The organism is Erythrobacter donghaensis (genome assembly GCF_001557325.1).
In the GTDB taxonomy this organism is placed as follows: domain Bacteria; phylum Pseudomonadota; class Alphaproteobacteria; order Sphingomonadales; family Sphingomonadaceae; genus Erythrobacter; species Erythrobacter donghaensis_B.
On the sequence record NZ_LSJS01000225.1, the window covers coordinates 1 to 23,390 of the forward strand.

Annotated in this window: 20 protein-coding genes; 16 read left to right on the forward strand and 4 right to left on the reverse strand. The window is 69.6% G+C overall.

The window, feature by feature from the left end:
- From AX692_RS13905 to AX692_RS19145, 3 genes are all read left to right on the forward strand, one after another.
- A partial coding sequence (locus tag AX692_RS13905) for an alpha/beta fold hydrolase (protein ID WP_155646321.1) occupies positions 1-924 on the forward strand: 924 nt, incomplete at its 5' end.
- Positions 921-2,030: an NAD(P)/FAD-dependent oxidoreductase gene (locus AX692_RS13910; protein WP_073975558.1), complete on the forward strand. Its 1,110-nt coding sequence runs from the start codon at positions 921-923 to the stop codon at positions 2,028-2,030. The genes AX692_RS13905 and AX692_RS13910, both read left to right, overlap by 4 nt.
- A 61-nt stretch (positions 2,031-2,091) precedes the next feature.
- Positions 2,092-2,268 carry a YegP family protein gene (locus AX692_RS19145; protein WP_081095341.1) on the forward strand — a complete coding sequence of 59 codons (177 nt, stop codon included), beginning with the start codon at positions 2,092-2,094 and terminating at the stop codon, positions 2,266-2,268.
- Positions 2,269-2,375: 107 nt separating this feature from the next.
- Here the strand turns inward: AX692_RS19145 and rnhA are convergent, their stop codons facing one another.
- Genes rnhA through ispH form a run of 3 tightly spaced genes read right to left on the reverse strand, consistent with a single transcriptional unit; the run spans position 2,376 to position 4,828 of the window.
- Complete coding sequence (gene rnhA, locus AX692_RS13915; protein WP_073975557.1) at positions 2,376-2,834, reverse strand: ribonuclease HI; 459 nt, start codon at positions 2,832-2,834, stop codon at positions 2,376-2,378.
- 25 nt (positions 2,835-2,859) lie between these two features.
- Positions 2,860-3,831: a homoserine kinase gene (locus AX692_RS13920; RefSeq protein ID WP_073976960.1), complete on the reverse strand. Its 972-nt coding sequence runs from the start codon at positions 3,829-3,831 to the stop codon at positions 2,860-2,862.
- A gap of 19 nt (positions 3,832-3,850) precedes the next feature.
- The gene (gene ispH / locus AX692_RS13925; protein ID WP_073973516.1) at positions 3,851-4,828 is read right to left on the reverse strand and encodes a 4-hydroxy-3-methylbut-2-enyl diphosphate reductase; all 978 of its coding nucleotides are present in this window, start codon (positions 4,826-4,828) and stop codon (positions 3,851-3,853) included.
- Positions 4,829-4,900: 72 nt separating this feature from the next.
- Between ispH and AX692_RS13930 the strand changes: the two genes are divergently transcribed.
- The 9 genes from AX692_RS13930 (at position 4,901) to tatC (ending at position 12,619) form a co-directional block, all read left to right on the forward strand.
- The gene (locus AX692_RS13930) at positions 4,901-5,551 is read left to right on the forward strand and encodes a hypothetical protein (RefSeq protein ID WP_073973517.1); all 651 of its coding nucleotides are present in this window, start codon (positions 4,901-4,903) and stop codon (positions 5,549-5,551) included.
- 224 nt (positions 5,552-5,775) lie between these two features.
- The gene (gene argS, locus AX692_RS13935) at positions 5,776-7,518 is read left to right on the forward strand and encodes an arginine--tRNA ligase (protein ID WP_073973518.1); all 1,743 of its coding nucleotides are present in this window, start codon (positions 5,776-5,778) and stop codon (positions 7,516-7,518) included.
- A 29-nt stretch (positions 7,519-7,547) separates the two neighbouring features.
- Positions 7,548-8,291 (forward strand): SPOR domain-containing protein, encoded by a 744-nt coding sequence (locus AX692_RS13940; protein WP_073976961.1) that lies wholly within the window; start codon positions 7,548-7,550, stop codon positions 8,289-8,291.
- Positions 8,292-8,436: 145 nt separating this feature from the next.
- On the forward strand, positions 8,437-9,450 hold the full coding sequence (gene nagZ / locus AX692_RS13945; protein WP_073974452.1) for a beta-N-acetylhexosaminidase: 1,014 nt from the start codon (positions 8,437-8,439) through the stop codon (positions 9,448-9,450).
- Entirely contained in the window at positions 9,447-10,232 is a 786-nt protein-coding gene (locus AX692_RS13950) for a segregation and condensation protein A (protein WP_073974453.1), read from the forward strand. Before nagZ ends, AX692_RS13950 begins: the two co-directional genes overlap by 4 nt.
- Positions 10,229-10,867 (forward strand): SMC-Scp complex subunit ScpB, encoded by a 639-nt coding sequence (scpB, locus tag AX692_RS13955; RefSeq protein WP_073974454.1) that lies wholly within the window; start codon positions 10,229-10,231, stop codon positions 10,865-10,867. Before AX692_RS13950 ends, scpB begins: the two co-directional genes overlap by 4 nt.
- A 108-nt stretch (positions 10,868-10,975) precedes the next feature.
- Complete coding sequence (locus AX692_RS13960; protein WP_073974455.1) at positions 10,976-11,221, forward strand: twin-arginine translocase TatA/TatE family subunit; 246 nt, start codon at positions 10,976-10,978, stop codon at positions 11,219-11,221.
- Positions 11,222-11,265: 44 nt separating this feature from the next.
- Positions 11,266-11,817: a Sec-independent protein translocase protein TatB gene (tatB, locus tag AX692_RS20565; protein ID WP_230959667.1), complete on the forward strand. Its 552-nt coding sequence runs from the start codon at positions 11,266-11,268 to the stop codon at positions 11,815-11,817.
- On the forward strand, positions 11,810-12,619 hold the full coding sequence (gene tatC, locus AX692_RS13970; protein ID WP_073974456.1) for a twin-arginine translocase subunit TatC: 810 nt from the start codon (positions 11,810-11,812) through the stop codon (positions 12,617-12,619). Before tatB ends, tatC begins: the two co-directional genes overlap by 8 nt.
- Here the strand turns inward: tatC and AX692_RS13975 are convergent, their stop codons facing one another.
- Positions 12,620-14,272 carry an amidohydrolase gene (locus AX692_RS13975; RefSeq protein ID WP_073974457.1) on the reverse strand — a complete coding sequence of 551 codons (1,653 nt, stop codon included), beginning with the start codon at positions 14,270-14,272 and terminating at the stop codon, positions 12,620-12,622.
- A 147-nt stretch (positions 14,273-14,419) separates the two neighbouring features.
- Here AX692_RS13975 and AX692_RS13980 point away from each other — a divergent pair, with 147 nt between their 5' ends.
- From AX692_RS13980 to AX692_RS13995, 4 genes are all read left to right on the forward strand, one after another.
- Positions 14,420-15,682 carry a threonine ammonia-lyase gene (locus AX692_RS13980; RefSeq protein WP_196490043.1) on the forward strand — a complete coding sequence of 421 codons (1,263 nt, stop codon included), beginning with the start codon at positions 14,420-14,422 and terminating at the stop codon, positions 15,680-15,682.
- A 208-nt stretch (positions 15,683-15,890) separates the two neighbouring features.
- Positions 15,891-16,736: an arginyltransferase gene (locus AX692_RS13985; protein WP_073974458.1), complete on the forward strand. Its 846-nt coding sequence runs from the start codon at positions 15,891-15,893 to the stop codon at positions 16,734-16,736.
- Positions 16,737-16,779: 43 nt separating this feature from the next.
- The gene (locus tag AX692_RS13990; RefSeq protein ID WP_073974459.1) at positions 16,780-19,074 is read left to right on the forward strand and encodes an autotransporter assembly complex protein TamA; all 2,295 of its coding nucleotides are present in this window, start codon (positions 16,780-16,782) and stop codon (positions 19,072-19,074) included.
- A complete protein-coding gene (locus AX692_RS13995) occupies positions 19,074-23,315 on the forward strand; it encodes a translocation/assembly module TamB domain-containing protein (RefSeq protein ID WP_073976962.1) in 4,242 nt (1,413 codons plus the stop codon). Before AX692_RS13990 ends, AX692_RS13995 begins: the two co-directional genes overlap by 1 nt.
- Positions 23,316-23,390 lie beyond the last annotated feature (75 nt).

Genomic DNA, 23,390 nt, shown 5'->3' on the forward strand with positions numbered 1-23,390 from the left:
ATTCCCGCCGCCGCCATCGAGAGCAGCTGGGCCGCTGCCGACGGTCACCGCGTCCGCCGCATCGACTGGCCCGGCACCGCCGTGCCCCCGCGCGGATCGATCCTGTTTCTCCCCGGGCGCGGGGATTTCTACGAGAAATATCTCGAAACGCTCGAGGAATGGCACCGCGCCGGGTGGCGGGTGACCGCCTCGGACTGGCGCGGGCAGGCGGGATCCGGGCGGCTCGGCAAGGACGATGTCACCGGGCACATCGAGGATTTCGGCATCTGGATCGACGACCTGGCGCTGCTGTGGGAGCGCTGGACCGCCGAGACGCCCGGGCCGCACGTGCTCGCCGCGCATTCGATGGGCGGGCATATCGTGCTGCGGGCGCTGGCGGAGAAACGCCTTGCCCCCGACGCCGTGGTGCTGAGCGCGCCGATGACCGGCGTCAACGGCCCGCCGCTGCCGCTCGCCATGCTCCACCGCGTCGCGCAGGCGATGTGCGCGGTGGGCGATCCGATGCGGCAGGCGTGGAAGTGGAGCGAGAAGCCGGGCGAGGCGCCCTCGAAGCGCGTCAACCTGCTCACCCACGATCCCGATCGCTACGCCGACGAGATGTGGTGGCGCGAGGCGCGGCCCGAACTGGTGATGGGCCCGGCCAGCTGGCGCTGGGTCGAGCGTGCCTATGCCTCGTGGATCCAGCTTGAAGCCCCCGGCGCGCTCGAGGGGATCGCCGCGCCGGTGCTGATCGTCTCGACCGCGATCGACAAGCTGGTCAGCCATCCCGCCAATCTCCGCGCCGCCGCGCGCCTGCCCCGCGGCGAATTGCTCGCTCTGGGCGAGGAAGCGCATCACGAGGTGCTGCGCGAGACCGACGCGGTGCGCGCGGGGATCATGGCCCGGATCGCCGATTTCCTCGACCGGACGGCGCCGCAACAATGATCCACGACATCGCCGTGATCGGCGCCGGGATGGCGGGCGCGAGCCTTGCCGCCGAACTTGCGCCCCATGCGCGCGTGCTGCTGCTCGAGGCCGAGGACGCGGCGGGCTACCACGCCACCGGGCGCTCGGCGGCGTTCTGGGAGGAATGCTACGGCGGCCCCGGCGTGGTGCCGCTGACCCGCGCCTCGGGCGCCTATCTCGCCGAGCACGGCTTTCTGACGCCGCGCGGCGCGCTCTACATCGGGCGCGCCGAAGACCGTGCGGCGATGGCGGATTTCCGCGCGAGCTATCAGGGGACGGGGGTGCGGATCGAGCGCCTCGCGCCTGCGGCGCTCGGCGATATCGTGCCGCAGATCCGCCCCGAATGGAGCGAGGCGCTCTATCAGCCAGCCTGTGCCGATATCGACGTGGCGGGGCTGCACCAGCATTACCTGGCCATGGCGCGGCGGCACTGCGCCGAGGTCGTCACCCGCGGAAGGGTCACGGGGCTTGCGCGCGAGGGCGGGGCCTGGACGATCACCTCGGAGCGCGGGGAGACATGGCGGGCGATGACCATCGTCAACGCCGCCGGGGCCTGGGCGGACGAGGTCGCGCGCCTCGCAGGCGTCCGGCCTGTCGACATCGCGCCCTTCCGCCGCACCGTCGCCGTGCTGCGCGTCGATCCGCAAGCGCCGGCCGACCTGCCGCTGGTGCTCGACATCAATGGCGGCTTCTATTTCAAGCCCGATGCAGGCCGCCTCTGGCTGAGCCCACATGACGAGATCCCCTCCGAGCCCTGCGACGCCGCGCCCGAGGAACTCGATGTCGCCATCGCCATCGACCGCTTCCAGCAGGTCACCGACTGGCGGATCGCGGCGGTCGAACGGCGCTGGGCGGGTCTCAGGAGCTTCGCGCCCGACCGCATGCCGGTCTACGGCTACGCGCCCGAGGCCCAGGGCTTCTTCTGGTTCGCAGGGCAGGGCGGCTTCGGCATCCAGACCGCGCCGGCCGCGGCGCGATTGGGCGCGCAGCTGCTTCTGGATATGGCCGCCGATGCCATGACAGCAGCGATCGACGCGGCCGCCTACAGCCCGGCCCGGTTCGCCGCCGCGCTACAATCGGCCTAGGCAAGCCTGCACCCTTCTGGCATTTCCCTAACCTGGATTAAACATGCGGGAGGGAAGACCGATGGCTCACAAGTTCGAGATCTACAAGGACAACGCCGGCGAGTTCCGGGTGCGCTTCAAGTACAATTCGGAAGTGATGTTCTCGACCCAGGGCTATTCGAGCAAGGCGAGCGCGCAGAACGCGATCGATTCGATCAAGAAGAACGGCCCCGACGCCGAGGTCGAAGACAACAGCTGATTTGCTTAAGCCCTTCCCCGTGGGGGAAGGGTTGGGATGGGGGTTCTATGCCCGAAAGGACAGAGCCCCCACCCCCGGCCCCTCCCCACGGGGAGGGGAGAAGCGGCCTAGTGCCCGAACGCCGACCCCGGCTCCGCCTGCCGCATCGCTTCCTCGCTCGCGAGCGCATCGGCGCGTTCGTTCTCGGGGTGGCCGGCATGGCCCTTGACCCATTGCCATGAGACCTTGTGCGGGCGTGCCGCCGCGATCAGCTCGCGCCACAGGTCCTCGTTGGCGACCGGTTTCTTCGCCGCATTGACCCAGCCGCGCTTCTGCCAGCCGAAGATCCACTGGGTCATCCCGTCGATGACATAGCGGCTGTCGGTGTGGACGGTGACCGCGCAGGGCTCCTTCAAGGCGGTGAGGCCGCGCAGCACGGCGGTCATCTCCATGCGGTTGTTGGTGGTCTGCGGCTCGCCGCCGACCAGTTCCTTCTCGTGGCCGCCGCTGCGCAGGATCGCGGCCCAGCCGCCGGGGCCGGGGTTGCCCTTGCACGCCCCGTCGGTGAAGATGTCGACCTGTCTCATCGCGGCCGCTTTGGCCTGCGCGGCCTCACCCTGCAAGCAGACCTGCGCCGCTTTCGTGGTAAAACCGCCAGCGTGCGGCAAATTGCATCGGGTCCTTGCGGGTGACGAGGGCATCGTCTGGCGTATCGAGCCAGTCCTCGGCGCGGGAGGCGACGAACCTGAGGCACGCGCCCTTGGCGACCTCGGCGAACAGCGCGCGCTCGTCGGGCGTGAGGCGGCGCACCGACTGATAGCCCTCGATCAGCGCCGCCCCGCAATCGGCGCGGTAGGCGTTCGCCGCATCGAAGCACCATGCGGCGTGGGTCACCGCCAGATCGAGCACCATCGGCCCGGTGCAGGCGAAGTAGAAATCGATGAGGCCCGTCACCCGGTCGCCCAGCATCAGCACGTTGTCGGGGAACAGGTCGGTGTGCGTCTGCGATTGCGGCAGGTCGGCAAGATCGAGCGCCGCCGCCTCGCGCGCGGAATCGATCATCGCGGGCAGGGCAGGGTCGATCGTCGCCAGCGCCGCGGCCCCGCAAGCCTCGAGGATCGCCGCGCTCGCGGGGAAATCCATCGCATTGGCGCGGGTGTGGGGGAAATCCTGCGCGGCAAGGTGGAGGTTCGCCAGCACCGCCCCGATCGCGCGCGCCTGCGCGGGCGTCGGGCGGGTGGGCGAGACCCCGGGCAGGAACTCGATCAGCGCCGCCGCCTTGCCTTCGACCATCCGCCACGATGCGCCGCTGCGATCATGCATGGTGCGCGGCACCGGACAGCCCTTGCCCGCAAGATGATCGAGCAGCCCGAGAAAATAGGGCAGATCGGCATATTCGATCCGCCGCTCGTAAAGCGTGAGGATGAAGCGCGTGCCGGAATCGCCCGCACCCGTGGTCTCGACCAGCCAGTTGGAATTGGAAACCCCCTCGGCAATTCCCTTGGCCGAGACCAGCTCGCCCACGTCATATTCGCCGATCAGCCGCGCGAGGTCCTCCGCGCCGAGGTGGGTGTAGACCGCCATGCGCCTCTCCGGGGCAGGCCTATTCGGTCAGCTGGCGCGGCAGCTTGAAGACCATCTTCTCGACCGTGGCGGTGATTTCCTTCTCGTGGATCGTCCGGTGCCGGCCGAGCGCGGCGACCACTTCGCGCACCAGGATCTCGGGCGCCGAGGCCCCCGCGGTCAGCCCCAGCGTCTCGACCCCCTCGAGCCATGCGAAATCGATCTCGCCGGCACGCTGGATCAGCTTGGCGGGGGTGCCGAGCCGCTCCGACACCTCGACCAGCCGCAGCGAGTTTGAGGAATTGGGCGCGCCGATCACCAGCACCAGGTCGCAGTCATGCGCCAGCTCCTTGACCGCCGCCTGACGGTTCGAGGTGGCATAGCAGATGTCCTCGGCGCGCGGCCCCTGGATGTTGGGATAGCGCCATTCCAGCGCCTGAATGACCTCGCGCGTGTCATCGACCGACAGCGTGGTCTGGGTGAGGTAGGACAGCTCCTCGTCGGCATCGAAGGGCAGCTTGTCGACGTCCTCGATCGTCTCGACGAGGGTCATCTGACCCGGCTCGACCTGCCCCATCGTGCCGATCACCTCGGGATGGCCTTCGTGGCCGATGAAGATGATGTGGCGGCCCTTCTCGATCTGGCGCTCGGCCTGGCGGTGGATCTTGCTCACCAGCGGGCAGGTGGCATCGACATAGAGCAGCTGGCGGCGCCTCGCCTCGGCCGGGATCGCCTTGGGCACCCCGTGGGCGCTGAACACCACCGGCGCGTCATCGGGCACCTCGTCCAGTTCCTTGACGAAGATCGCGCCCTTGGCCTTCAATTGCTCCACGACGTATTTGTTGTGGACGATCTCGTGCCGCACATAGACGGGCGCGCCGTAGCGTTCGAGCGCCTTCTCGACGATCTCGATCGCGCGGTCGACCCCTGCACAGAACCCGCGCGGGGCGGCGATCAGGAGGTTGAGGGGAGGCAGCTCCGATGCAGGAACCTCAGCTGCGGGAAAGGGCGCGTTCATGTCGCCCCCTCTAGCGCTTTCCACCCGTCCTCGCTAGGGCGCTCGGGATCGTTTAATTCGAGGACGGCTTTGATGAAGCTTCGCGTGCGTGCCCTTCTTGCCCTGACCGCCGTGGCGGCGCTGCCCGCCTGCTCGAACGAGGGCGAGCTGGTGATCGATCAGGGCGTCGGCATCGCCAGCGTGCTGACGCTGTGTCCGTCGGTCGGGATCCCCGACTACACCGGCGATGTCACCACCTTCCGCGACCCGGCCGACACCACCGTCGCCAGCCTCGATGTCAGCGCGTCGATGACCAATCTGCGTGCCACCTGCAACGACACCGCGGACAAGATCTATTCCGAGGCGACCTTCACCGTGAACGCCCGCCGCAGCGACACGCGCGGCGCGCGCACGGTCGAACTGCCCTATTTCGTCACCGTGGTGCGCGGCGGCACGGCGGTGGTTTCCAAGCGCATCGGCACCGTCACGCTCGCCTTTGCCGACGGGCAGGAGCGGGCGGCCGCAACCGGCAAGGCAGGTGGCTATGTCAACCGCGCCGATGCCGCGCTGCCCGAGGACATCCGCCAGAAGATCACCAAGCGACGACGCGCGGGCGACGAAGAGGCGGCGCTCGACCCGCTCGCCGATCCCGAGGTCAAGGCCGCGATCGCGCGCACCCGCTTCGAGATGCTGGTCGGCTTCCAGCTGACCGAGGCGCAGCTGAAGTATAACGTGACGAGGTAGGTTGCGCGGGCGCCTCCGCGCCCGCGTCCTCGGTGCTGTTCCCTTCGCTTCGCTTCGGGGCACCTGCGGGCGGCCGTTCGGCCTAGCGACGCCTTCGGCGTCGGGCCAACGCCAGACGCTGGCTTGCCGAAGCACTTTTTCATTGTCGTCACCCCGGGCTTGACCCGGGGCTTGGCTTCCTTCTTTGCACGCGCGAACAACCGCGCCTTACGCACGAGACAACCATGACCAAGACGCTCTACTTCATCTATCAAACGTTGATCGAAGACGTTCAGAAGAGCCTTGTCGCAAAGGGAGTCCTTCCCGAAGATATCAGCTTGGCCAACGTAACTTTGGAACCGCCGCGTGATCCTGCGCATGGCGATCTTGCGACTAATGCTGCGATGGTGCTTGCCAAAAGCGCAGGGATGAACCCGCGAGAATTGGCGAGTGCGAATGTGGCAATATTGTCGTCACTTAGCGAAATATCGAATGTCGAGATTGCCGGGCCCGGTTTCATTAACCTAAGGCTCCCAAGCGAAGCGTGGCTGAACGAATTGAGGGCAATCGCGGCTCTCGGCAGTGACTACGGCCGCTCGCAGATGGGCGGCGGCCGGGTCGTCAACATCGAGTATGTCTCGGCCAACCCCACCGGCCCCATGCACATGGGCCACTGCCGCGGCGCGGTGGTGGGCGATGCGCTTGCGGGGCTGCTCGAATTCGCCGGGCACCGGGTGACCAAGGAATACTACGTCAACGACGCGGGCGCGCAGGTCGATGTGCTCGCCCGCTCGGTGCACATGCGCTATCGCGAGGCGCTGGGGGAAGCGATCACCATCCCCGAGGGGCTTTATCCGGGCGAATACCTCAAGCCGGTGGGCGAGGCGCTCGCCGCCGAGTTCGGCGACCAATATGCCGCCGCGCCCGAGGCCGAGTGGCTCATCCTGTTCCGCACCCGCGCGGTCGCGGCGATGATGGACATGATCCGCGCGGATCTCGCCACGCTCGGCATCCAGCACGACCTCTTCTCCTCCGAGGCCGAATTGCAGGCCTCGGGCAAGGTCGATGCGGCCGAACAATGGCTGCGCGACCACGACCTCGTCTATGACGGTGTTCTCGAGGCCCCAAAGGGCAAGGCCCCGCCGGAAGACTGGGAGCCGGTCTCGCTGCCGCTGTTCCGTTCGACGAAGTTCGGGGACGATCAGGATCGCCCGATCAAGAAGTCGTCCGGGGCCTGGACCTATTTCGGCGCGGACCTCGCCTACCACTTCCAGAAAGCGCAGGCCGCCGACGCGCTGGTCGACATCTGGGGCGCGGACCATGCGGGCACCGTCAAGCGGATCAAGGCCGCGGTCGCCGCGCTGACCAGCGCCGATGGCGCGGCGCCCAAGCCGTTCGAGGTCAAGCTCGTCCAGATGGTGCAGCTGATGAAGGGCGGCCAGCCCTTCAAGATGTCCAAGCGGGCGGGCAATTTCGTGACGCTCGCCGACGTGGTCGACATGGTCGGCAAGGACGTGGTGCGCTTCACCATGCTCACCCGCAAGCCGGACGCGCAGATGGATTTCGACTTCGACAAGGTGGTCGAGGCCTCGAAGGACAATCCGGTGTTCTATGTGCAATACGCCCACGCGCGCATCCGCTCGACGCTGAGGAAGGCGGTGGACCTGGGGATCACCCCCTCCGATGCCGCGCTCGAAAAGCTCGGGGCGGAGGAGCTGGCGCTGGTCGCCCGCGCCGCACAATTCCCGCGCGAGATCGAGGCGGCCGCGCGGGCGAGAGAACCGCACCGCATCGCTTTCTATCTTTACGACCTTGCCGCCGACCTCCATTCCTACTGGAACCTCGGTAATGACCGCCCCGAAAAGCGCTTCATCGTGGAACAGGACGCGCAGCTCACCGCGGCAAGGCTTTTCCTTGCCGGGGCAATCGGGCAAGTGATCCGCAATGGTCTCGGCGTGCTCGGCGTCGAGGCGGTCGAGAGCATGTAGGTCTGCCTTAGGGGGGCACTGGATCCGTGATGGTCGATGCGGAATACGAAGAGCTGAACGAGGGCGAAGACGCGCTCGCCGACGAGCTCGGACTCGGCGAGCCCGACAGCCTGCCGTGGCTCGAATCCGACGAGGAGGACGAGGACGCAGGCGGGCTCGACACCGCCCAGATCATGCTGTTCGCCGCAGGGCTCGTCGCGCTGCTCGGCGTGGTGGTGGCCGGGGTGTGGTATGTCACCAACCGCGTTGGCAGCAGCGAGGTGGTCGCCGATGGCAGCGTGATCGCCGCGCCCGAGGGGCCGATCAAGACGCGGCCCGACGATCCGGGGGGCAAGACCTTCGACGGCACCGGCAATGTCGCGCCCGTGGTGGGCGAGGGCGGATCGCGCCCGGGCGTGGTCGCCGAGACCCCGCTGCCGCCGCTTCCGGGCGGAACGCCGGGCAAGCCGATGGCGGGCCAGCCTGCCGCCCAGCCGACTGCCGCGCCGACCAAGCCCGTGCCCGTCGCCGCGCCCGCCGCCGGGCAGGCCCCCGCGACCGGCGGCGTCGGCGTCCAGCTCGCCGCCTACGGCACCCGCGCCCGCGCCGAGCAGGGCTGGAGCGACGCCCAGCGCCGCACCGAAGCGCTGAAGGGCATCAAGTACCGCGTGGTCGAGGGCAAGGTCGACATCGGCACCGTCTACCGCCTGCAGGCCGTGGTCGGCACCCGCGCCGAGGCCGACAGCCTGTGCCGCGCATTGAAGGCCGACGGGGTCGATTGCCAGGTCAAGTGATCGCGTCGTCTGGTCGCGAGGCCGTTGGCGGGTCATTGCCGGGTTATTGCAGGGGCGATGACGGGGCATTGCGCGGCGTTTTCCCCGTTATTGACACTGCCGGACCCTTGCGAGACCCCGGCCACAATGCGACCCTGAGGGTCTTATGACTCCGGCGATCTTCGGCATTTCGGGCCCGCAGCTGACTGCGGACGAGCGCGCCTTCTTCCGCGACTGCGACCCTGCGGGCTACATCCTGTTCGGCCGCAACATCATCGACCCGGAGCAGCTGCGTGCGCTGACCGATGACCTCAGGAGCATCCACGGGCGCGACCGCCTGCTGGTCTCGATCGATCAGGAAGGCGGCCGTGTCGCGCGGCTGCGCCCGCCGCATTGGGCGGGCTATCCGACAGCGCAAGCCTTTGCAAAACTTTACGAAATCGCCCCCGCCAGCGCGATCGAGGCGGCCCGCGCCAATGCCACGGCGATGGCGCTCGAGCTGTCGTATATGGGCATCACGGTCGATTACCATCCCCCGCTCGATCTGCGCCTGCCCGGCGCCCACGACGTGATCGGCGACCGTGCCTTGGGGAGCGACCCGATGCAGGTGGCGGCGCTCGGGAGGGCGACCCTCGAAGGCCTCGCGGCGGGAGGGGTTGCGGGCTGCATCAAGCACATGCCCGGCCACGGGCGCACCGATGTCGACACCCACAAGGCGCTCCCGACGGTCACCGCGTCGGCCGACGAACTGGAAGACGACATCGCCCCGTTCCGCACCTTGAACCACGCGGCTGTCGGCATGACCGGCCACCTCGTCTTCACCGCCTGGGACGCCGAGAACCCCGCGACGCTCTCCGAAACCGTGATCCGCGAGGTGATCCGCGGGGCGATCGGCTTCGATGGCCTGCTGCTCACCGACGACATCGACATGGAGGCATTGGGCGGTTCGATCCCCGAACGCGCGGCCCGCGCCCATGCGGCAGGCTGCGACATCATCCTCAACTGCTGGGCCAAGATGGCCGACATGGAGGGCATCTGCGCGGTGCTCCCCGCCATGTCGGCGGCGACCTCGGCGCGGCTCGACCGGGCGCTGGCGGGCACGCGGGTGGCCGAAAGCCTCGCGCCAGAGGCCGCCGAACTCCTCGCCAAGCGCGACGCCCTGCTGGCGCTCACCGCATGAACGCGCCCGAGCCGCCCTTCATGCTCGCCCCCGATGCCGGACGGCCAGAGACGGACGCGCTCTATCTCGAGCTCGACGGCTGGGAAGGCCCGCTCGACCTGCTGCTCGATCTCGCGCGGCGGCAGAAGGTCGATCTGCGCCAGATCTCGATCCTCGCGCTGGTCGACCAGTATCTGAATTACATCGAGCGGGCGGGCGCGCTGAAGCTGGAGCTGGCGGCCGATTACCTCGTGATGGCGGCCTGGCTCGCCTACCTCAAATCGGCGATGCTGCTGCCCAAGGCCGAGCAGGAGGACCCCTCGCCGGAGGAGCTCGCGCTGCGCCTCCAGATCCGCCTGCAACGTCTCGGCGCGATGCGCGAGGCCGCCGGGCGGCTGATGGGGCGTGACCGGATCGGGCGCGACGTGTTTCTGCGAGGGTGCCCCGAGGGCCTGCGCACCGACCGCAAGACCGTGTGGCGCTCCGACCTGTTCAGCCTCATCCAGGCCTACGGGCAGGTCAAGGCGCGCACCGCTCCGCGCATCTATCACGTCGCCAACCGCCCGGTGATGACGCTCGATTCGGCGCTTGAGCGGGTGTCGGCGATGCTCGGGGTGACGCTCGAGTGGATGGACATCCGCGACTTCCTCCCGCCCCACGCCTCGCCGGCCCTGAAGCGTTCGGCGCTGGCCTCGAGCTTCGTCGCTGCGCTCGAACTCACCAAGCGCGGGCGGGCCGAGATCGAACAGGACGGCGCCTTCGCCCCCTTGCGCATCCGCCGCCTCAAGGATGCCGCCGCATGAGCGACGAACCGGGCACCCTCGAACGCGCGGTCGAGGCCACGCTGTTCGCCGCCGAGACCCCGATGGGCGTGGAGGCGCTCGCCGCGCATCTCGGCGGTCTTGCGAGCGGCGACGTGCGCGAGGCGCTCGGGCTGCTCGAGGCGCGCTACCGCAATCGCGGCATCCACCTCGTCGAGCGCGGCGGGCGCTGGCATTTCGAGACCGCGCCCGATCTCGCCCATTTGCTGCGCCGCGAGAAGGAGCAGGTCCGCCGCCTCAGCCGCGCCGCGACCGAGGTGCTCGCGATCATCGCCTATCACGAGCCGGTCAGCCGCGCCGAGATCGAGTCGATCCGGGGTGTGCAGACCAGCGCGGGCACATTGGACGTGCTGATGGAGGCGGGGTGGGTGAAGCCCGCCGGCCGCCGCGAGGTGCCGGGGCGCCCGGTGATCTACGCCACCACTCCCGACTTCCTCGACCACTTCGGCCTCTCCAGCCGCCGCGACCTGCCCGGCATCGATGAGCTGCGCGCCGCCGGCCTGCTCGATCCGGTCGACGCGGCGATGGAGGCCGAACTGGACCGCCTCGGGCGTTTTGAACCCGACGATGACCCCGACACCGCCGAGCCCGAGGACGACGAGAATCTGGCGGACTGACTCGCAATTGCCGCAGAACGGTCCTAAATGGGCGGGTAACGAGCGCCGGGGCCTGGCCCCGGCCTTGCGGCATCCCCCACGCCCCGCCGCATTTAAGGAGTTGAGACAATGGGTATTGGTTCGCTGTGGCACTGGATCATCGTTCTGCTGATCGTGCTGGTCCTGTTCGGACGCGGCCGCATCTCGGAGATGATGGGCGATTTCGGCAAGGGCATCTCGAGCTTCAAGAAGGGCCTCAACGAGACCGAGGAGACCGCGGCCAAGGCCGCCCGGATCGAGCCGCCCGCGGCCGCCGCCCCGGCCGAGACCCCGGCCGCCGCCCCGGCCGAGAAGACCGACGGCACCGGCGCCTGAGCCAGCGTCCCTGACCTCCTGACGGCAGCCGAGGCGCCCATTCCATGTTCGATGTCGGCGCCGGAGAGCTGCTGGTCATCCTGATCGTCGCGGTGGTGGTGATCGGGCCCAAGGATCTGCCGCTCGCGATGCGCACTGCCGGCCGCTGGATCGGCAAGGTGCGGCGCGTCTCGGCCCATTTCCGTTCCGGCATCGACGCCATGGTGCGCGAGGCCGAGCTCGAGGACATGGAGAAGAAGTGGAAGGCGCAGAACGAGGAAATCATGCGCCGCTCCGCCGCGCTGACCGCAGCCGAAGCAGGCGCGCCGGTGATGACCGGGCCGCCTCCGCTGGAAAAGCCGCCGGTCGAGACACCGGCGGTCGAGACACCGGCGGTCGAGACGGCGCCGCCTGTCGCCGCGCCGGTCACGGATGGGCCTGCGGACGAGGCTCCGACCCCTCCGCCGCCTCCTGCGCCGCAGCCCTCGCTGTTCGACAAGCCGGCCGCGCCGATCGCGACCGTCACCGTCGGCGGCCCGGCGCTCGATCCCGAGCCCGACACGCCGCGCCCGCCAATGCTGCCCGCGCGGCCGCACACGGGAGACGAGGATGTTTGAGGTCAAGGACCTCGACGAGACCCGCGCCCCGCTGCTCGACCATCTGATCGAGCTGCGCACCCGGATCATCCGCGCCCTGCTGGCGTTGGGGGTGGGCTTTGCGGTCTGCCTCTATTTCGCCGACGAGATCCTCGGCATCCTGGTGCAGCCGCTGAAGGACGCCTTCCCGGAAGGACAGGGCCAGCTGATCTTCACCAAGCTTCCGGAAGTGTTCTTCGTGGAGCTCAAGGTCGCGCTGTTCGCCGGCTTCATGGTCAGCTTCCCGGTGATTGCCAACCAGCTGTGGGCCTTCGTCGCCCCGGGGCTTTATGCGCGCGAGAAGAAGGCCTTCCTGCCCTTCCTCTTCGCCACGCCGGTGCTGTTCGGCGCGGGCGCATCGCTCGCCTATTTCGTGGTCATGCCGGTCGCCTTCACCTTCTTCCTCGGCTTCGGCGGGGTGACCGGGGGGCTCGACGTGCAGGCGCTGCCGAGCGCGGGGGACTACCTCAGCCTCGTGATGCAGTTCATCCTCGCCTTCGGGCTGACCTTCCTGCTGCCGGTGCTGCTGCTGCTGCTGCATCGCGCAGGCGTCGTCAGTCGCGAACAGATGGTCGCCGCCCGGCGCTACGTGATCGTCGGCATCTTCATCATCGCCGCCGTCGTGACCCCGCCCGACCCGGGCTCGCAGCTGGTGCTGGCGATCCCCTTGTGGCTGCTGTTCGAGGTCTCGCTGGTGCTGATGCGCCTGCAGGAGAAGGCCGTTGCTGCCGGCAAGGCCGCACGCGAGGCTGAGGAAAACGCCGAGCGTGCGGCGGCGGAGTAGTTACTCCGCCTCCCGCACCTTCACCCCGCCGATCCACACCTGAAGCACCTTCGTCCCGCGCAGCGCCTCCGGCGAGGCGAACAGCGGGTCGCGGTCGACGAACAGGAAATCGGCGCGTTCGCCCGGGACGAGGCGGCCGAAGCGCCCCTCGGCGAAGCCCGCAAAGGCAGCGTCGGCGGTGAACCCGGCGAGCGCCTGCTCGCGGCTTACCGCCTCTTGCGGGAACCAGCCGCCGAAGGGCTCGCCCTTGGCATCGGTGCGGCTGATCGCGGCGGCCATTCCGGCCCAGGGGTCGGCGGGCTCGACCGGCGCATCCGAACCGAAAGCAAGGCGCCCTCCGGCCTTGAGCACGCTCCGCCACGGATAGGCCCCCGCCAACCGATCGGGCCCCAGCCGCGCCTCGGCCATCAACCGGTCGGAGGTCTGGTGCAGCGGCTGCATCGAGGCGATCACCCCGTGCTGGCCGAGCCGCGCGATGTCTGCGGGATCGACGATCTGCGCATGTTCGATCCGCCAGCGCCGGTCGCCCTTGTAGCTTTCCGAAAGCTCCTCGATCGCGCCCAGCACCTCGGCATTGGCGGCGTCGCCAATGGCATGGACTGCGGTCTGGAAGTTGTCCATCGCCGCGCGGCTCATCAGGTTCCTCAGCTGCGAGGGGCTGAGCAGCGGCAGGCCCTTCGCCCCGGGATCGTCGTGATAGGGCGCCTTCAGCACCGCCCCGCGCGAGCCCAGCGCGCCATCCAGATAGAGCTTGATCCCGCCCATCCGCAGCCGGTCGTCATACAGCCACCCGGTCGGCTCGGGCCCGGCGACGGTCTCGAGCGTGTCGATACTGTCGGCATAGGCCATGATGCGCATCATCAGCCGTCCGGTGTCGCCCGCACGGCGGAAGGTGTGCCAGTCGGCGAGGCTCGTGCCCATGTCGGCGACCGCGGTGACGCCGTAGCCGAGCAGCACCTCCTGCGCCTTGACGAGCGCGAGGTCGCGGTCCTCGGGGCGCGGGGCGGGCACTTCCTTCTGCACCAGCAGCGCCGCGTTGTCGACGAAGACGCCGGCCGGATTGCCCTTGGCGTCGCGAATGATCTTGCCGCCCGCCGGATCGGCGGTCTTGGCGGTGACGCCTGCGGTCTGGATTGCCAGCGTGTTGCCCCAGGCGGCGTGGCCGTCGACCCGTTCGAGCCACACCGGCCGGTCGGCCACCACGGCATCGAGCTCGGCCGCGGTCGGGAAGCGCCCGAGGCCCCACTTCTCCTGATTCCAGCCGCGCCCGAGGATCCACGGGCGGCCCTCGTTTTCCGCGGCGAAGGCCTTGATCTTCGCGAGCGCCTCCTCGAGCGAATTCGTGTCCGACAGGTCCAATGTCAGCGCGCCGAAGCCGATCCCCATCACATGGACATGCGCATCGATCATCCCCGGCAGCATCACCTTGCCGCCGCCATCGACGAGGTAATCGGTCTGCGGGCGCTTGTCGGAGCGATCGAGCACGGCGGTGATCGTCCCGTCCTCGTCGAACACCAGCCCCGAGAAGCGCCTGACCTTGCCCTCGGCGTCGATCGTTACCCCGTCGACATTGTCGACCAGCGTGTCGGCCCATGCGGGCGCGGCGAGGACGAGAGCGAGGGCGGAGATGGCGGCGGAAGCGGAACGGAGCATGGCGGTCCTTGAGCAGAGGTATCGGCGGCGTGTGCTATCGCTTTGCCGCGCGCTTGCCAATGCACGCCAATGCCTTGGTGCGCGCGTACGAATCCGTAAGCCTGCCGATTGCCCTCGCGCCCCTGAAGCTCTAACTGCGGCGGCATCATGTTGCAGCAAGCCTCCGCATCGCACCCCAAGGGCGCCGCCGCGTCGCCCGCCGACCTCACCCTCGACGACGTCCGCGCCGCCGCCGCGCGGATCGCGGGCGCGGTGGTCGAAACCCCGATGATGCACTCGATCACGCTGTCGGAGATCACCGGCGCGGATATCTGGCTGAAATTCGAGAACCTCCAGTTCACCGCCGCCTACAAGGAGCGCGGGGCGCTCAACGCGCTGCTGCTGCTGACCGAGGAACAGCGCAGCCGCGGCGTGATCGCGGCATCGGCGGGCAACCACAGCCAGGGGCTGAGCTATCACGGCACCCGCCTCGGTGTGCCGGTCACCATCGTCATGCCGCGCACCACGCCGACGGTGAAGGTGATGCAGACCGAAAGCGTCGGCGGCAAGGTGGTGCTCGAAGGCGAGACCTTCGACGAGGCCTATGCCCATGCGCGCAAGCTCGAAGGCGAGCTCGGTCTCACCTTCGTCCATCCTTTCGACGATCCGCATGTCGCGGCGGGCGCGGGCACGGTGGCGCTCGAGATGCTGGCCGTGAAGCCCGATCTCGATTGCATCGTCACGCCCATCGGCGGGGGCGGGCTGATCTCGGGGATGGCGACGGTCGCCAAGGCGATCAATCCGAAGATCGAGGTGGTCGGCGTGCAGGCGGGCCTGTTCCCGAGCATGTTCGACCGCATCAAGGGCGCGAACCTGCCCTGCGGCGGGGATACCCTCGCGGAGGGCATCGCGGTCAAGGTGCCGGGCGATTTCACCGCCAAGGTGATCGCCGAGCGGGTCGACGACATCCTGCTGGTCGACGAGCCCGCGCTCGAGAAGGCCGTGGCGCTGCTGCTCCAGATCGAGAAGACCGTGGTTGAAGGCGCGGGTGCGGCGGGGCTCGCCGCGGTGCTGCGCAATCCGGCGCGCTTTGCCGGCAAGACCATCGGCCTTGCGCTGTGCGGCGGCAATATCGACACGCGCCTGCTCGCCAACGTGCTGCTGCGCGATCTCGCCCGGCAGGGGCGGCTTGCGCGCCTCAGGATCACGCTGCAGGACCGCCCCGGCGCGCTGTTCCGGGTGATGCGCCTGTTCGACGAGCACAACGTCAACATCATCGAGATCTATCACCAGCGCATCTTCACCACGCTGCCGGCCAAGGGCCTTATCACCGATATCGAATGCGAGGCGCGCGATGCCGAGCAGGTCGAACGGCTGGTCGAGGGCCTGCGCGCCAACGGCTATTCGGTGCAGCTGGTCGAACTCGGCTGATTTCTCTGACAATTGAAGCAGATGCGCCGGGGCTTGTGTCCCGGTTTGCTCCATTGCGGGCACGCTTTGCCGCTGCCGCCCGCACTCCCAAGTCGTTTTCGCGACATTTTCATGGTTAAGGGACTTTTACCGGAGCGAAGGTGTGGGCATAAGATTTTCTTAACACTTTCCCACTCGCGATTCATCGCACGAAGGACAGGCCCCACCCGTGACGGCACCGATCCGCTTCCCCCGCTTCTTCGTGACGAGCCCCGCGCCGTGCCCCTATCTGCCGGGCAAGAGCGAGCGCAAGGTGTTCACCGAGCTGAAGGGGCCGCATGCCGACCAGCTCAACGAGGCGCTCGGGCGCATCGGTTTCCGCCGCAGCCAGACGGTCGCCTATCGCCCCTCCTGCCTCGATTGTCAGGCCTGCGTTTCGGTGCGGGTGGTGGCAGGCAAGTTCAAGCCGTCCTCGACCCAGAAGCGCGACTTGAAGCGCAACAGCGATCTCATCGTCACCGAATGCCGCCCCTGGGCGACCGACGAGCAGTTCGAGCTGCTCGCGCGCTATCTCGGCCAGCGCCATCCCGATGGCGGCATGTCGGCGATGGACGAGCTCGATTATGCCGACATGATCGAGCACACCCCCGTCTCCAGCGTCGTCACCGAATATCGCGAGCCTGGCCCCAACGGGAAGCCGGGGCGGCTGGTGGGTGCCTGCCTGACCGACCGGCAGGGCGACGGTTTGTCGATGATCTACTCCTTCTACGAGCCCGATCACCCCGAACGCGCGGGGCTCGGCAACTTTATTATCCTCGATCATATCCGCCGCGCCGCAGCCGAGGCATTGCCCTACGTCTATTTGGGTTACTGGGTCGAAGGCTCGCCGCGCATGCAGTACAAGGTTCGCTATCGCCCGCTCGAGCGCCTGACGCGCGAAGGCTGGCAGCTGATCGACGAGGGCGAGCAGCATCGCCTGATCGCCGCAGCGACAGCGCCGCGCCGGCCGCAGGAAGAACGCCTCGCCGGCGCGCGGGGCAAGGATGGCCAGCCTGTCAAGTTCCCCGCGACCTGAGACGCGCGCGCGTCTCTCGCTCGGTCTCGCCATTGCCGCAGGATTGGGTCACAGCGCGCTCGCGCTGAACGGCGCGCCGCTGGCTGCGGCTTCGCTTGCCGTGCAACCGTCGGCGCAGGATTCCGGCGAGGAACAGGAGGCGGCTCCGCCCGCTGCTGCCTCGCCGCCCGCACCCGTTGTCGCACCTGTGCCCGAGCCCGAGCCTGTCCCCGATTCGCTCGATGAACTGATCCCCGAAGCCGCGCTCGCCGATCCCGAGAGCTGGGCGGCGGGCGGCGTCGCGAACCCCGCGGCGGTAGCCGAATCGCTCGACCCGCTGGCCGCGGCGCCCGATCCCGCCTTCGAGGCCGCCTTCGCCGGGCTGGAGGGCACACCCGACAGCGCCTCCCTGCCTGAAGGCGAGGCCGCGCTCGCCGATCTCGCGATCCCCGAACCCCAGCCGCTCCCGCCCGATCCCGAGCTCGAGGCGCTCGCCACCATCGCCGCCCCGACGCTCGCCGCCGCGCCCGAACTGGCCGAGACGCGGGTCAGCTCCACGCTGGTGCTCGCGCTCCCCGCCGACCCGGAAGCCTTCCCCGAGAAGGACGAATTCGTGGGCCGCTTCCGCGACCTCTCCACCTTGCGCGAACTCGACGATGGCGAGGAGGCCACCCCGCAGGTCGCCGCCCGCGCGCGCGCCGACGAGGAACTGCTTGGCGATATCCTGCGCACCTACGGCTATTACGACGGCGAGGTGGTGCGCCAGCTTTCGGGCGGGCGGCGCGCGGGCGAGGCGGCTGGCGAGGAAGAGGCCGAAGCCGCATCGCGCGAGCCGAGCGTGCGCTTCGACATCCTGCCGGGCCCCCGCTACCGCTTCGGGCGGATCGACCTCGGCGAGATCCCCGCACTGCCCGAGCCCGACGCCAGCCGCTTGATCGAGGCCTTCGGCATCAAGACCGGCGACCCGCTCTATGCCGACCGCATCGTCGAGCGCGAGCTGGAACTGCGCGTCGCTCTGGGCGAAAGCGGCTATCCCTTCGCCAAGGTCGACGAGCCGCAGCTGCTGATCGATCACGCGCGCGAGGAGGGCGATCTCACCCTCGCCGCGCGCCCGGGCGGCAAGTATGTGTTCGGCGAAGTGGTCAGCAACGATCCGCGCTTCCTTTCGGGCAAGCACCTGGCGCGAATTGCCCGTTTCGATGCGGGCGACACCTTCCAGCAGAGCTTCGAGACCGATCTGCGCCGCGCGATCCTCGCCACCGGCCTCGTCTCGAGCGTCACGGTCATCCCGCGCGAGACCCGCGCACCCACGCCCGACCAGCCGGGCGAGGTTGCGCTCGATGTCGCAATGGAGCGCGCGCCGCTTCGCACCATAGCGGGCGCGATCGGCTACGGCACCGAGGACGGCTTCAAGCTCGAGGGCCGCTGGGAGCACCGCAACCTCTTCCCGCCCGAGGGCGCCTTGCGGCTGCGCGGCATAGTCGGCACGCGCGAGGTGCTCGGCAGCATCGGCGTGCGCCGCAACAATTTCCTCGGCCGCGACCAGGTGCTCACGGTCGATCTCTTCGCCAGCGACATCACCACCCAGGCGGTCGATTCGCGCGGGGGCGGGGTGCGCGCGACCTTCGAGAAGATCTCGAACATCCTGTTCCAGAAGGAGGTCAGCTGGCAGATCGGCGGCGAGGTGATCTACACCGATGAGCGCAACCGCAATATCCGCACCGCGCCCGGCTTCGAGGTGCCGCGTCAGGCCTATCTGATCGGCGGGCTGTTCGGCAGCATCACCCTCGACGAAAGCGACGACCTGCTCGACCCGAGCGAGGGCTGGCGCGCGACCCTGTTCCTCGCCCCCGAGGTCTCGCACCAGGGCGGGGCGGAGAGCTTCTATCTGCGCGCGCAGGGCGATGCGAGCTACTACCAGTCGCTTGGCGATCTGGTGCTGGCGGGCCGCGTGCGCGCGGCGACGATCCAGGGCGCGGGTATCGACGTGATCGCGCCTTCGCGGCGGCTCTACGGCGGAGGCGGTGCCTCGGTGCGCGGCTACGGCTTCCAGGGCGTCGGCCCGCGCGACACGCTCGGCAATCCCACCGGCGGGGCCTCGCTGGTCGAATTCTCGGCCGAGGCGCGCATCCCGACCCCGCTGTTCGGCGGCGCGATCGAGGTCGTGCCCTTTATCGATGCGGGCTCGGTCAGCCGCGGCTCGACCCCGACCTTCGGGGACATCCGCTGGGGCGCCGGCATCGGCATCCGTTACAAGACCACCTTCGGCCCGATCCGCGTCGATGTCGCCGCCCCGCTCAACCCGACCGAATTCGACAGCCCGGTGGTGGTCTATGTCAGCCTGGGGCAGGCGTTCTGATGGCGGACGGGGTGGAGACCGGAGCGGAGACCGGGGCAGCGACGCCGCCGCGCAGGGCCTCGCGGGGCCGCCGCTGGGGCAAGCGCACCGGCTGGGCGCTGGGCCTGCTGCTCGCGCCCTTCCTGCTCGTCGCGCTGTTCCTGGCCACGCCGATCGGGAAGCGCTTCATCGCCGACCAGATCGCGGCGGCCGCCCCCGCTTCGGGCCTGCGCTTCACGGTCGGGCGGATCGAGGGCGACATCTACGGGCAGGCGGTGCTGCGTCAGGTCACGGTGAGCGACCCCAAGGGCGCCTTCCTCACCATTCCCGAAGTGCGGCTCGACTGGCGGCCGCTGAACTGGCTGTGGAGCGGGCTCGACATCCGCGAGGTCACCGCGCGCCGCGGGCGGCTGACGCGGCTGCCCGAGCTGCTCCCCGGCGATCCCGATGCGCCGCTGCTCCCCGATTTCGACATCCGGGTGGACAAGCTGGTGGTCGAGGACCTGACCATCGCCAAGGGCCTCGCCACGCCGCGCGACGAGCGGGCGAACCTCACCGCCAAGATCGACATCCGCGAGGGCCGCGCGCTGGTGGATGCGAGCGGCCGGCTGGGCGCGCGCGATCGCTTTGCGCTGCTGCTCGATGCCGAGCCCGATGGCGACAGGTTCGAGCTTTCGGGCGATGCCCTTGCCCCGGCCGGCGGCGTGCTGGTGGGGCTGGCGAAACTCGAGCAGGGCTATGCGGCGCGGATCGTCGGCGACGGCACGTGGACGCGCTGGCGCGGCGCGGCGGTGGCGCGCGCGATCGGCGGCGCTGCCGAGGAGCCGGTCGCAGCCTTCCTCATCACCAATGACGCGGGCCGCTATGGCGTGCTGGGCGAGCTGCGCGCCGGGCTCGGGGCCGAGACCCTCACCGGCCGCGCGCTGGGGGAGGCCACCGCGCTCGCCGCCAGCTTCACCCTCGCCGACAGCGTGATCGAGGGCCGCGCGGCGGCGGTTTCCGACGCTCTCGATGCGCGGGTCACCGGCGGGGCCGATCTGGCCGACAAGGTGGTCGACGGCGCGCGGGTGCGGCTCGCGCTGCGCGATCCCGGGCTGTTCGGGCCAAGCCTCAGGATCGAGGGCGGCACGGCGGTCGCCAGCCTGACGGGGGCGTTCGACGATCTCGGCATCAAGCACGAGATCGCGGTGCGCCGCCTCGCCGCTTCGGGCGTGACGGCGACCGGGCTTGCGCAGGAGGGCAGTGCCCGGCTCGAGGGATCGGTGCTGAGCCTGCCGCTCGCCCTCACCGCCGAACGCGTGACGACCGGCATCGCCCAGGCCGATCCGCGTCTGGTGCGGGGACGCGCGAGCGGCCTCCTCACCTACGACTTCGCGCGCGGCGTGCTCGCGGCCGAGCGCACCGACATCTCCTTCCCGGGGCTCGAGGCGCAGCTCTCGCTGGCAGGCGACATCCCTGCGGGGGCTTATGCCATCGCCGGGCCGGTGACCGCGCAGCGCCTGAGGGTCGAGGGCGCGGGCGAGGTGACCGCGAACGCCAAGATCCTCGCCAAGTTCGGCCCCGCCGTGCCGTGGAGCCTGCGCGCCAATCTGGCGGGTGTGCTGAGCCGGATCGGCAACGCCACCATCGTCAACCTCGCAGGGCCGCAGGTGCGCTTCAAGGGCGAGCTCGGCATGGGGGCGGGCCAGCCAATTGTCTTCCGCAACACCACGATCACCGCGCCTCGCCTCACCGCCACGCTCGACAGCAAGGTCGTGACCGGGGGCGGGGTGACGCGCACCGTGCTCGCGGGGCAGGGGCGGCAGGCGCAATATGGCCCGTTCCGCTTCGACGCCGAGATCGCGAGCGATGGCCCGCGCGCGGTGCTGGTGCTCGCCGATCCTTACCCCGCCGCGGGCCTCAAGGACGTGCGCATCGCGCTCGCGCCCAGCGAGGAGGGCTTCGCGCTCGGCGTCGCGGGCCAGTCGCTGCTGGGCGAATTCGACGGCGCGCTCGAGCTGTTCCTGCCCGAGAACGCGCCCACGCGGATCGCGATCAACCGGCTCGAGGTCTACCGCACCAATGTGACGGGCGAGGTCGTGCTGTTGGACGAAGGCGTCTCGGGCGACCTCAGGCTGGCGGGCGGCGGGGTGAACGGCACGTTCGCCTTCCGCCCGCAGCCCGGCGATACGATCGGCTTCGCGGTCGATCTCGCGGTGCGCAATGCAAGCTTCGGCGGCGCGACCCCGATCTCCATCGCCCGCGCCGACATCGACGCGACCGGCCGCTATGCCGACGGCAGCGCCACCGTCGATGCCGACATCACCGCAGGCGGCTTCGAAATTGGCGGGCTCTACCTCGCCAATCTCACCGCCAAGGCCGCGATCGCCGACGGGCGCGGCAAGGTCACGGGCACGGTTTCGGGGCGGCGCGCCGACCGCTTCGCGCTCAATTTCGACGCCAATGTCGCTCCGAACCGGATCGCGGCGGCGGCGCGCGGGCAATATGGCAATGCCCAGATCACCATGCCGCGGCGGGCGGTGCTGACCGCGCAGGAGGGCGGGGGCTGGAGCCTCGCGCCGACCCAGATCGGCTTCGGCGGCGGTTTCGCGATCGCCGAGGGAAGCTTCGGCGGCGACGCGACCGTGCTCAATCTCCAGCTTTCCAAGATGCCGCTCAGGCTGCTCGATCTGGCGGGTGCGGACTTGGGTCTTGGCGGGCGGCTGACCGGGATCATCGACTACCGCCAGGAGGGCCGCGAACCGCCGACGGCGCGTGCGCGTGGGCGGATCGAGCGCTTCAGCCGGGCGGGGCTGGTGCTCTCGTCCAAGCCCGTCAACGTGCTCGCCGTGGTCGACCTGCGGGCCGATCGCCTGACCGCCGCCGCGCGCCTGTTCGAGGGCGAGGAGCGGCGCGGCGATGTCTCGCTCGCGGTGCTCGGCCTTGCCCCCGACGGCGCGCTGGCCGACCGCGTGATGCGCGGACGGCTCGGCGCGCGGCTCCTGTTCGACGGGGCGGCCGAGACCCTGTGGCGGCTCGCCGCGGTCGAGGCCTTCGACCTTGCCGGCCCGGTGCGGATCGATGCGCGGGCGACCGGCACGCTCGCCGACCCGCGCATCACCGGCAATGTCGCGAGCGATGACCTGACCGTGCAGAGCGCGCTCACCGGCACCCGCATCACCGGCGTCCGGGCGCGCGGCCGCTTTGCCGGATCGCGGCTCGAACTGGCGAGCTTCGCCGGGCAGACCGGCGGCGGCGGCACTGTCAGCGGCAGCGGCACGGTCGACCTCGCGCAGATGAGCCGCACACGCGGGCCGACGCTCGATCTGCGCGCGGCGGTGAGGAATGCCCGGCTGCTCGATGCCAACGGGCTCGAGGCGACCATCACCGGCCCCTTGCGGATCGTCTCGAACGGGGTAGGCGGCACGATTGCCGGACGCGTGAGCGTCGACCGCGCGCGCTGGGCGCTGGGCAACGCCGCCGAGGATCGCGCCCTGCCGCGCATCGCCACCCGCGAGATCAATGACGAGGACGGGCGCACGCGGGCGCAGGCCTCGGGCCGCGATGCGGTGTGGCGCTATCTCGTCAACGCCTCGGCCCCGGGGCGCGTCACGGTCGAGGGGCTGGGGCTGGAGAGCGAGTGGGGCATCGACATCGCGCTGCGCGGCACGGTCACAGACCCGCGCATCGGCGGCACCGCGCGGCTGGTGCGCGGCGATTACACCTTCGCCGGCACCCGCTTCGAGCTCACCCGCGGGCGGATTTTGTTCGACGTGGGCGAGGCGATCAACCCGCGGCTCGATATTCTTGCCGAGACCGCCAAGAACGGCACCAATGTCGACATCGCGATCACCGGCAATGCCCAGTCGCCCGCAATCGCCTTTTCGAGCGATCCCCCGCTCCCCGAGGAGGAGATCCTCGCGCGGCTGCTGTTCGGCGGGTCGGTCACCTCGCTGTCGGCGACCGATGCAGTGCAACTGGCGGCAGCACTGGCAGCGCTGCAGGGCGGGGGCGGGGGGCTCGACCCGATCGGGAGTCTGCGGCGCTCGATCGGGCTCGACCAGTTGCGCATCGTCAGCGCCGACCCGCTGACCGGGCGGCAGACCGGGATCGCGATCGGCAAGAACATCACCCGGCAGATCTATGTCGAACTGGTGACCGACGGGCGCGGCTACAGCGCCACCCAGATCGAATACCGCATCACCAGCTGGCTGGCACTGCTCGGCACGGTCTCGACCATCGGGCGCGATTCGGTGCTGGTGCAGGTGAGTAGGGATTATTGAGATGAGCCCCCTCCGCGCTGGGGAGGGGGCGGGGGTGGGGGCTCCGGCCCCCTATCAGCGCGCTAGCTCTGATAC

Bases quoted from the DNA above. Each gene is read 5' to 3' on its own strand.
- tatC (WP_073974456.1), top strand. From the start codon at position 11,810: ATGTTTGAGGTCAAGGACCTCGACGAGACCCGCGCCCCGCTGCTCGAC.
- argS (WP_073973518.1), top strand. From the start codon at position 5,776: ATGACCAAGACGCTCTACTTCATCTATCAAACGTTGATCGAAGACGTT.
- AX692_RS19145 (WP_081095341.1), top strand. From the start codon at position 2,092: ATGGCTCACAAGTTCGAGATCTACAAGGACAACGCCGGCGAGTTCCGG.
- AX692_RS13980 (WP_196490043.1), top strand. From the start codon at position 14,420: ATGTTGCAGCAAGCCTCCGCATCGCACCCCAAGGGCGCCGCCGCGTCG.
- AX692_RS13920 (WP_073976960.1), bottom strand. From the start codon at position 3,831: ATGGCGGTCTACACCCACCTCGGCGCGGAGGACCTCGCGCGGCTGATC.
- scpB (WP_073974454.1), top strand. From the start codon at position 10,229: ATGAGCGACGAACCGGGCACCCTCGAACGCGCGGTCGAGGCCACGCTG.
- rnhA (WP_073975557.1), bottom strand. From the start codon at position 2,834: ATGAGACAGGTCGACATCTTCACCGACGGGGCGTGCAAGGGCAACCCC.
- AX692_RS13975 (WP_073974457.1), bottom strand. From the start codon at position 14,272: ATGCTCCGTTCCGCTTCCGCCGCCATCTCCGCCCTCGCTCTCGTCCTC.
- nagZ (WP_073974452.1), top strand. From the start codon at position 8,437: ATGACTCCGGCGATCTTCGGCATTTCGGGCCCGCAGCTGACTGCGGAC.
- AX692_RS13960 (WP_073974455.1), top strand. From the start codon at position 10,976: ATGGGTATTGGTTCGCTGTGGCACTGGATCATCGTTCTGCTGATCGTG.
- AX692_RS13940 (WP_073976961.1), top strand. From the start codon at position 7,548: ATGGTCGATGCGGAATACGAAGAGCTGAACGAGGGCGAAGACGCGCTC.
- tatB (WP_230959667.1), top strand. From the start codon at position 11,266: ATGTTCGATGTCGGCGCCGGAGAGCTGCTGGTCATCCTGATCGTCGCG.
- AX692_RS13930 (WP_073973517.1), top strand. From the start codon at position 4,901: ATGAAGCTTCGCGTGCGTGCCCTTCTTGCCCTGACCGCCGTGGCGGCG.
- AX692_RS13910 (WP_073975558.1), top strand. From the start codon at position 921: ATGATCCACGACATCGCCGTGATCGGCGCCGGGATGGCGGGCGCGAGC.
- AX692_RS13950 (WP_073974453.1), top strand. From the start codon at position 9,447: ATGAACGCGCCCGAGCCGCCCTTCATGCTCGCCCCCGATGCCGGACGG.
- AX692_RS13995 (WP_073976962.1), top strand. From the start codon at position 19,074: ATGGCGGACGGGGTGGAGACCGGAGCGGAGACCGGGGCAGCGACGCCG.
- ispH (WP_073973516.1), bottom strand. From the start codon at position 4,828: ATGAACGCGCCCTTTCCCGCAGCTGAGGTTCCTGCATCGGAGCTGCCT.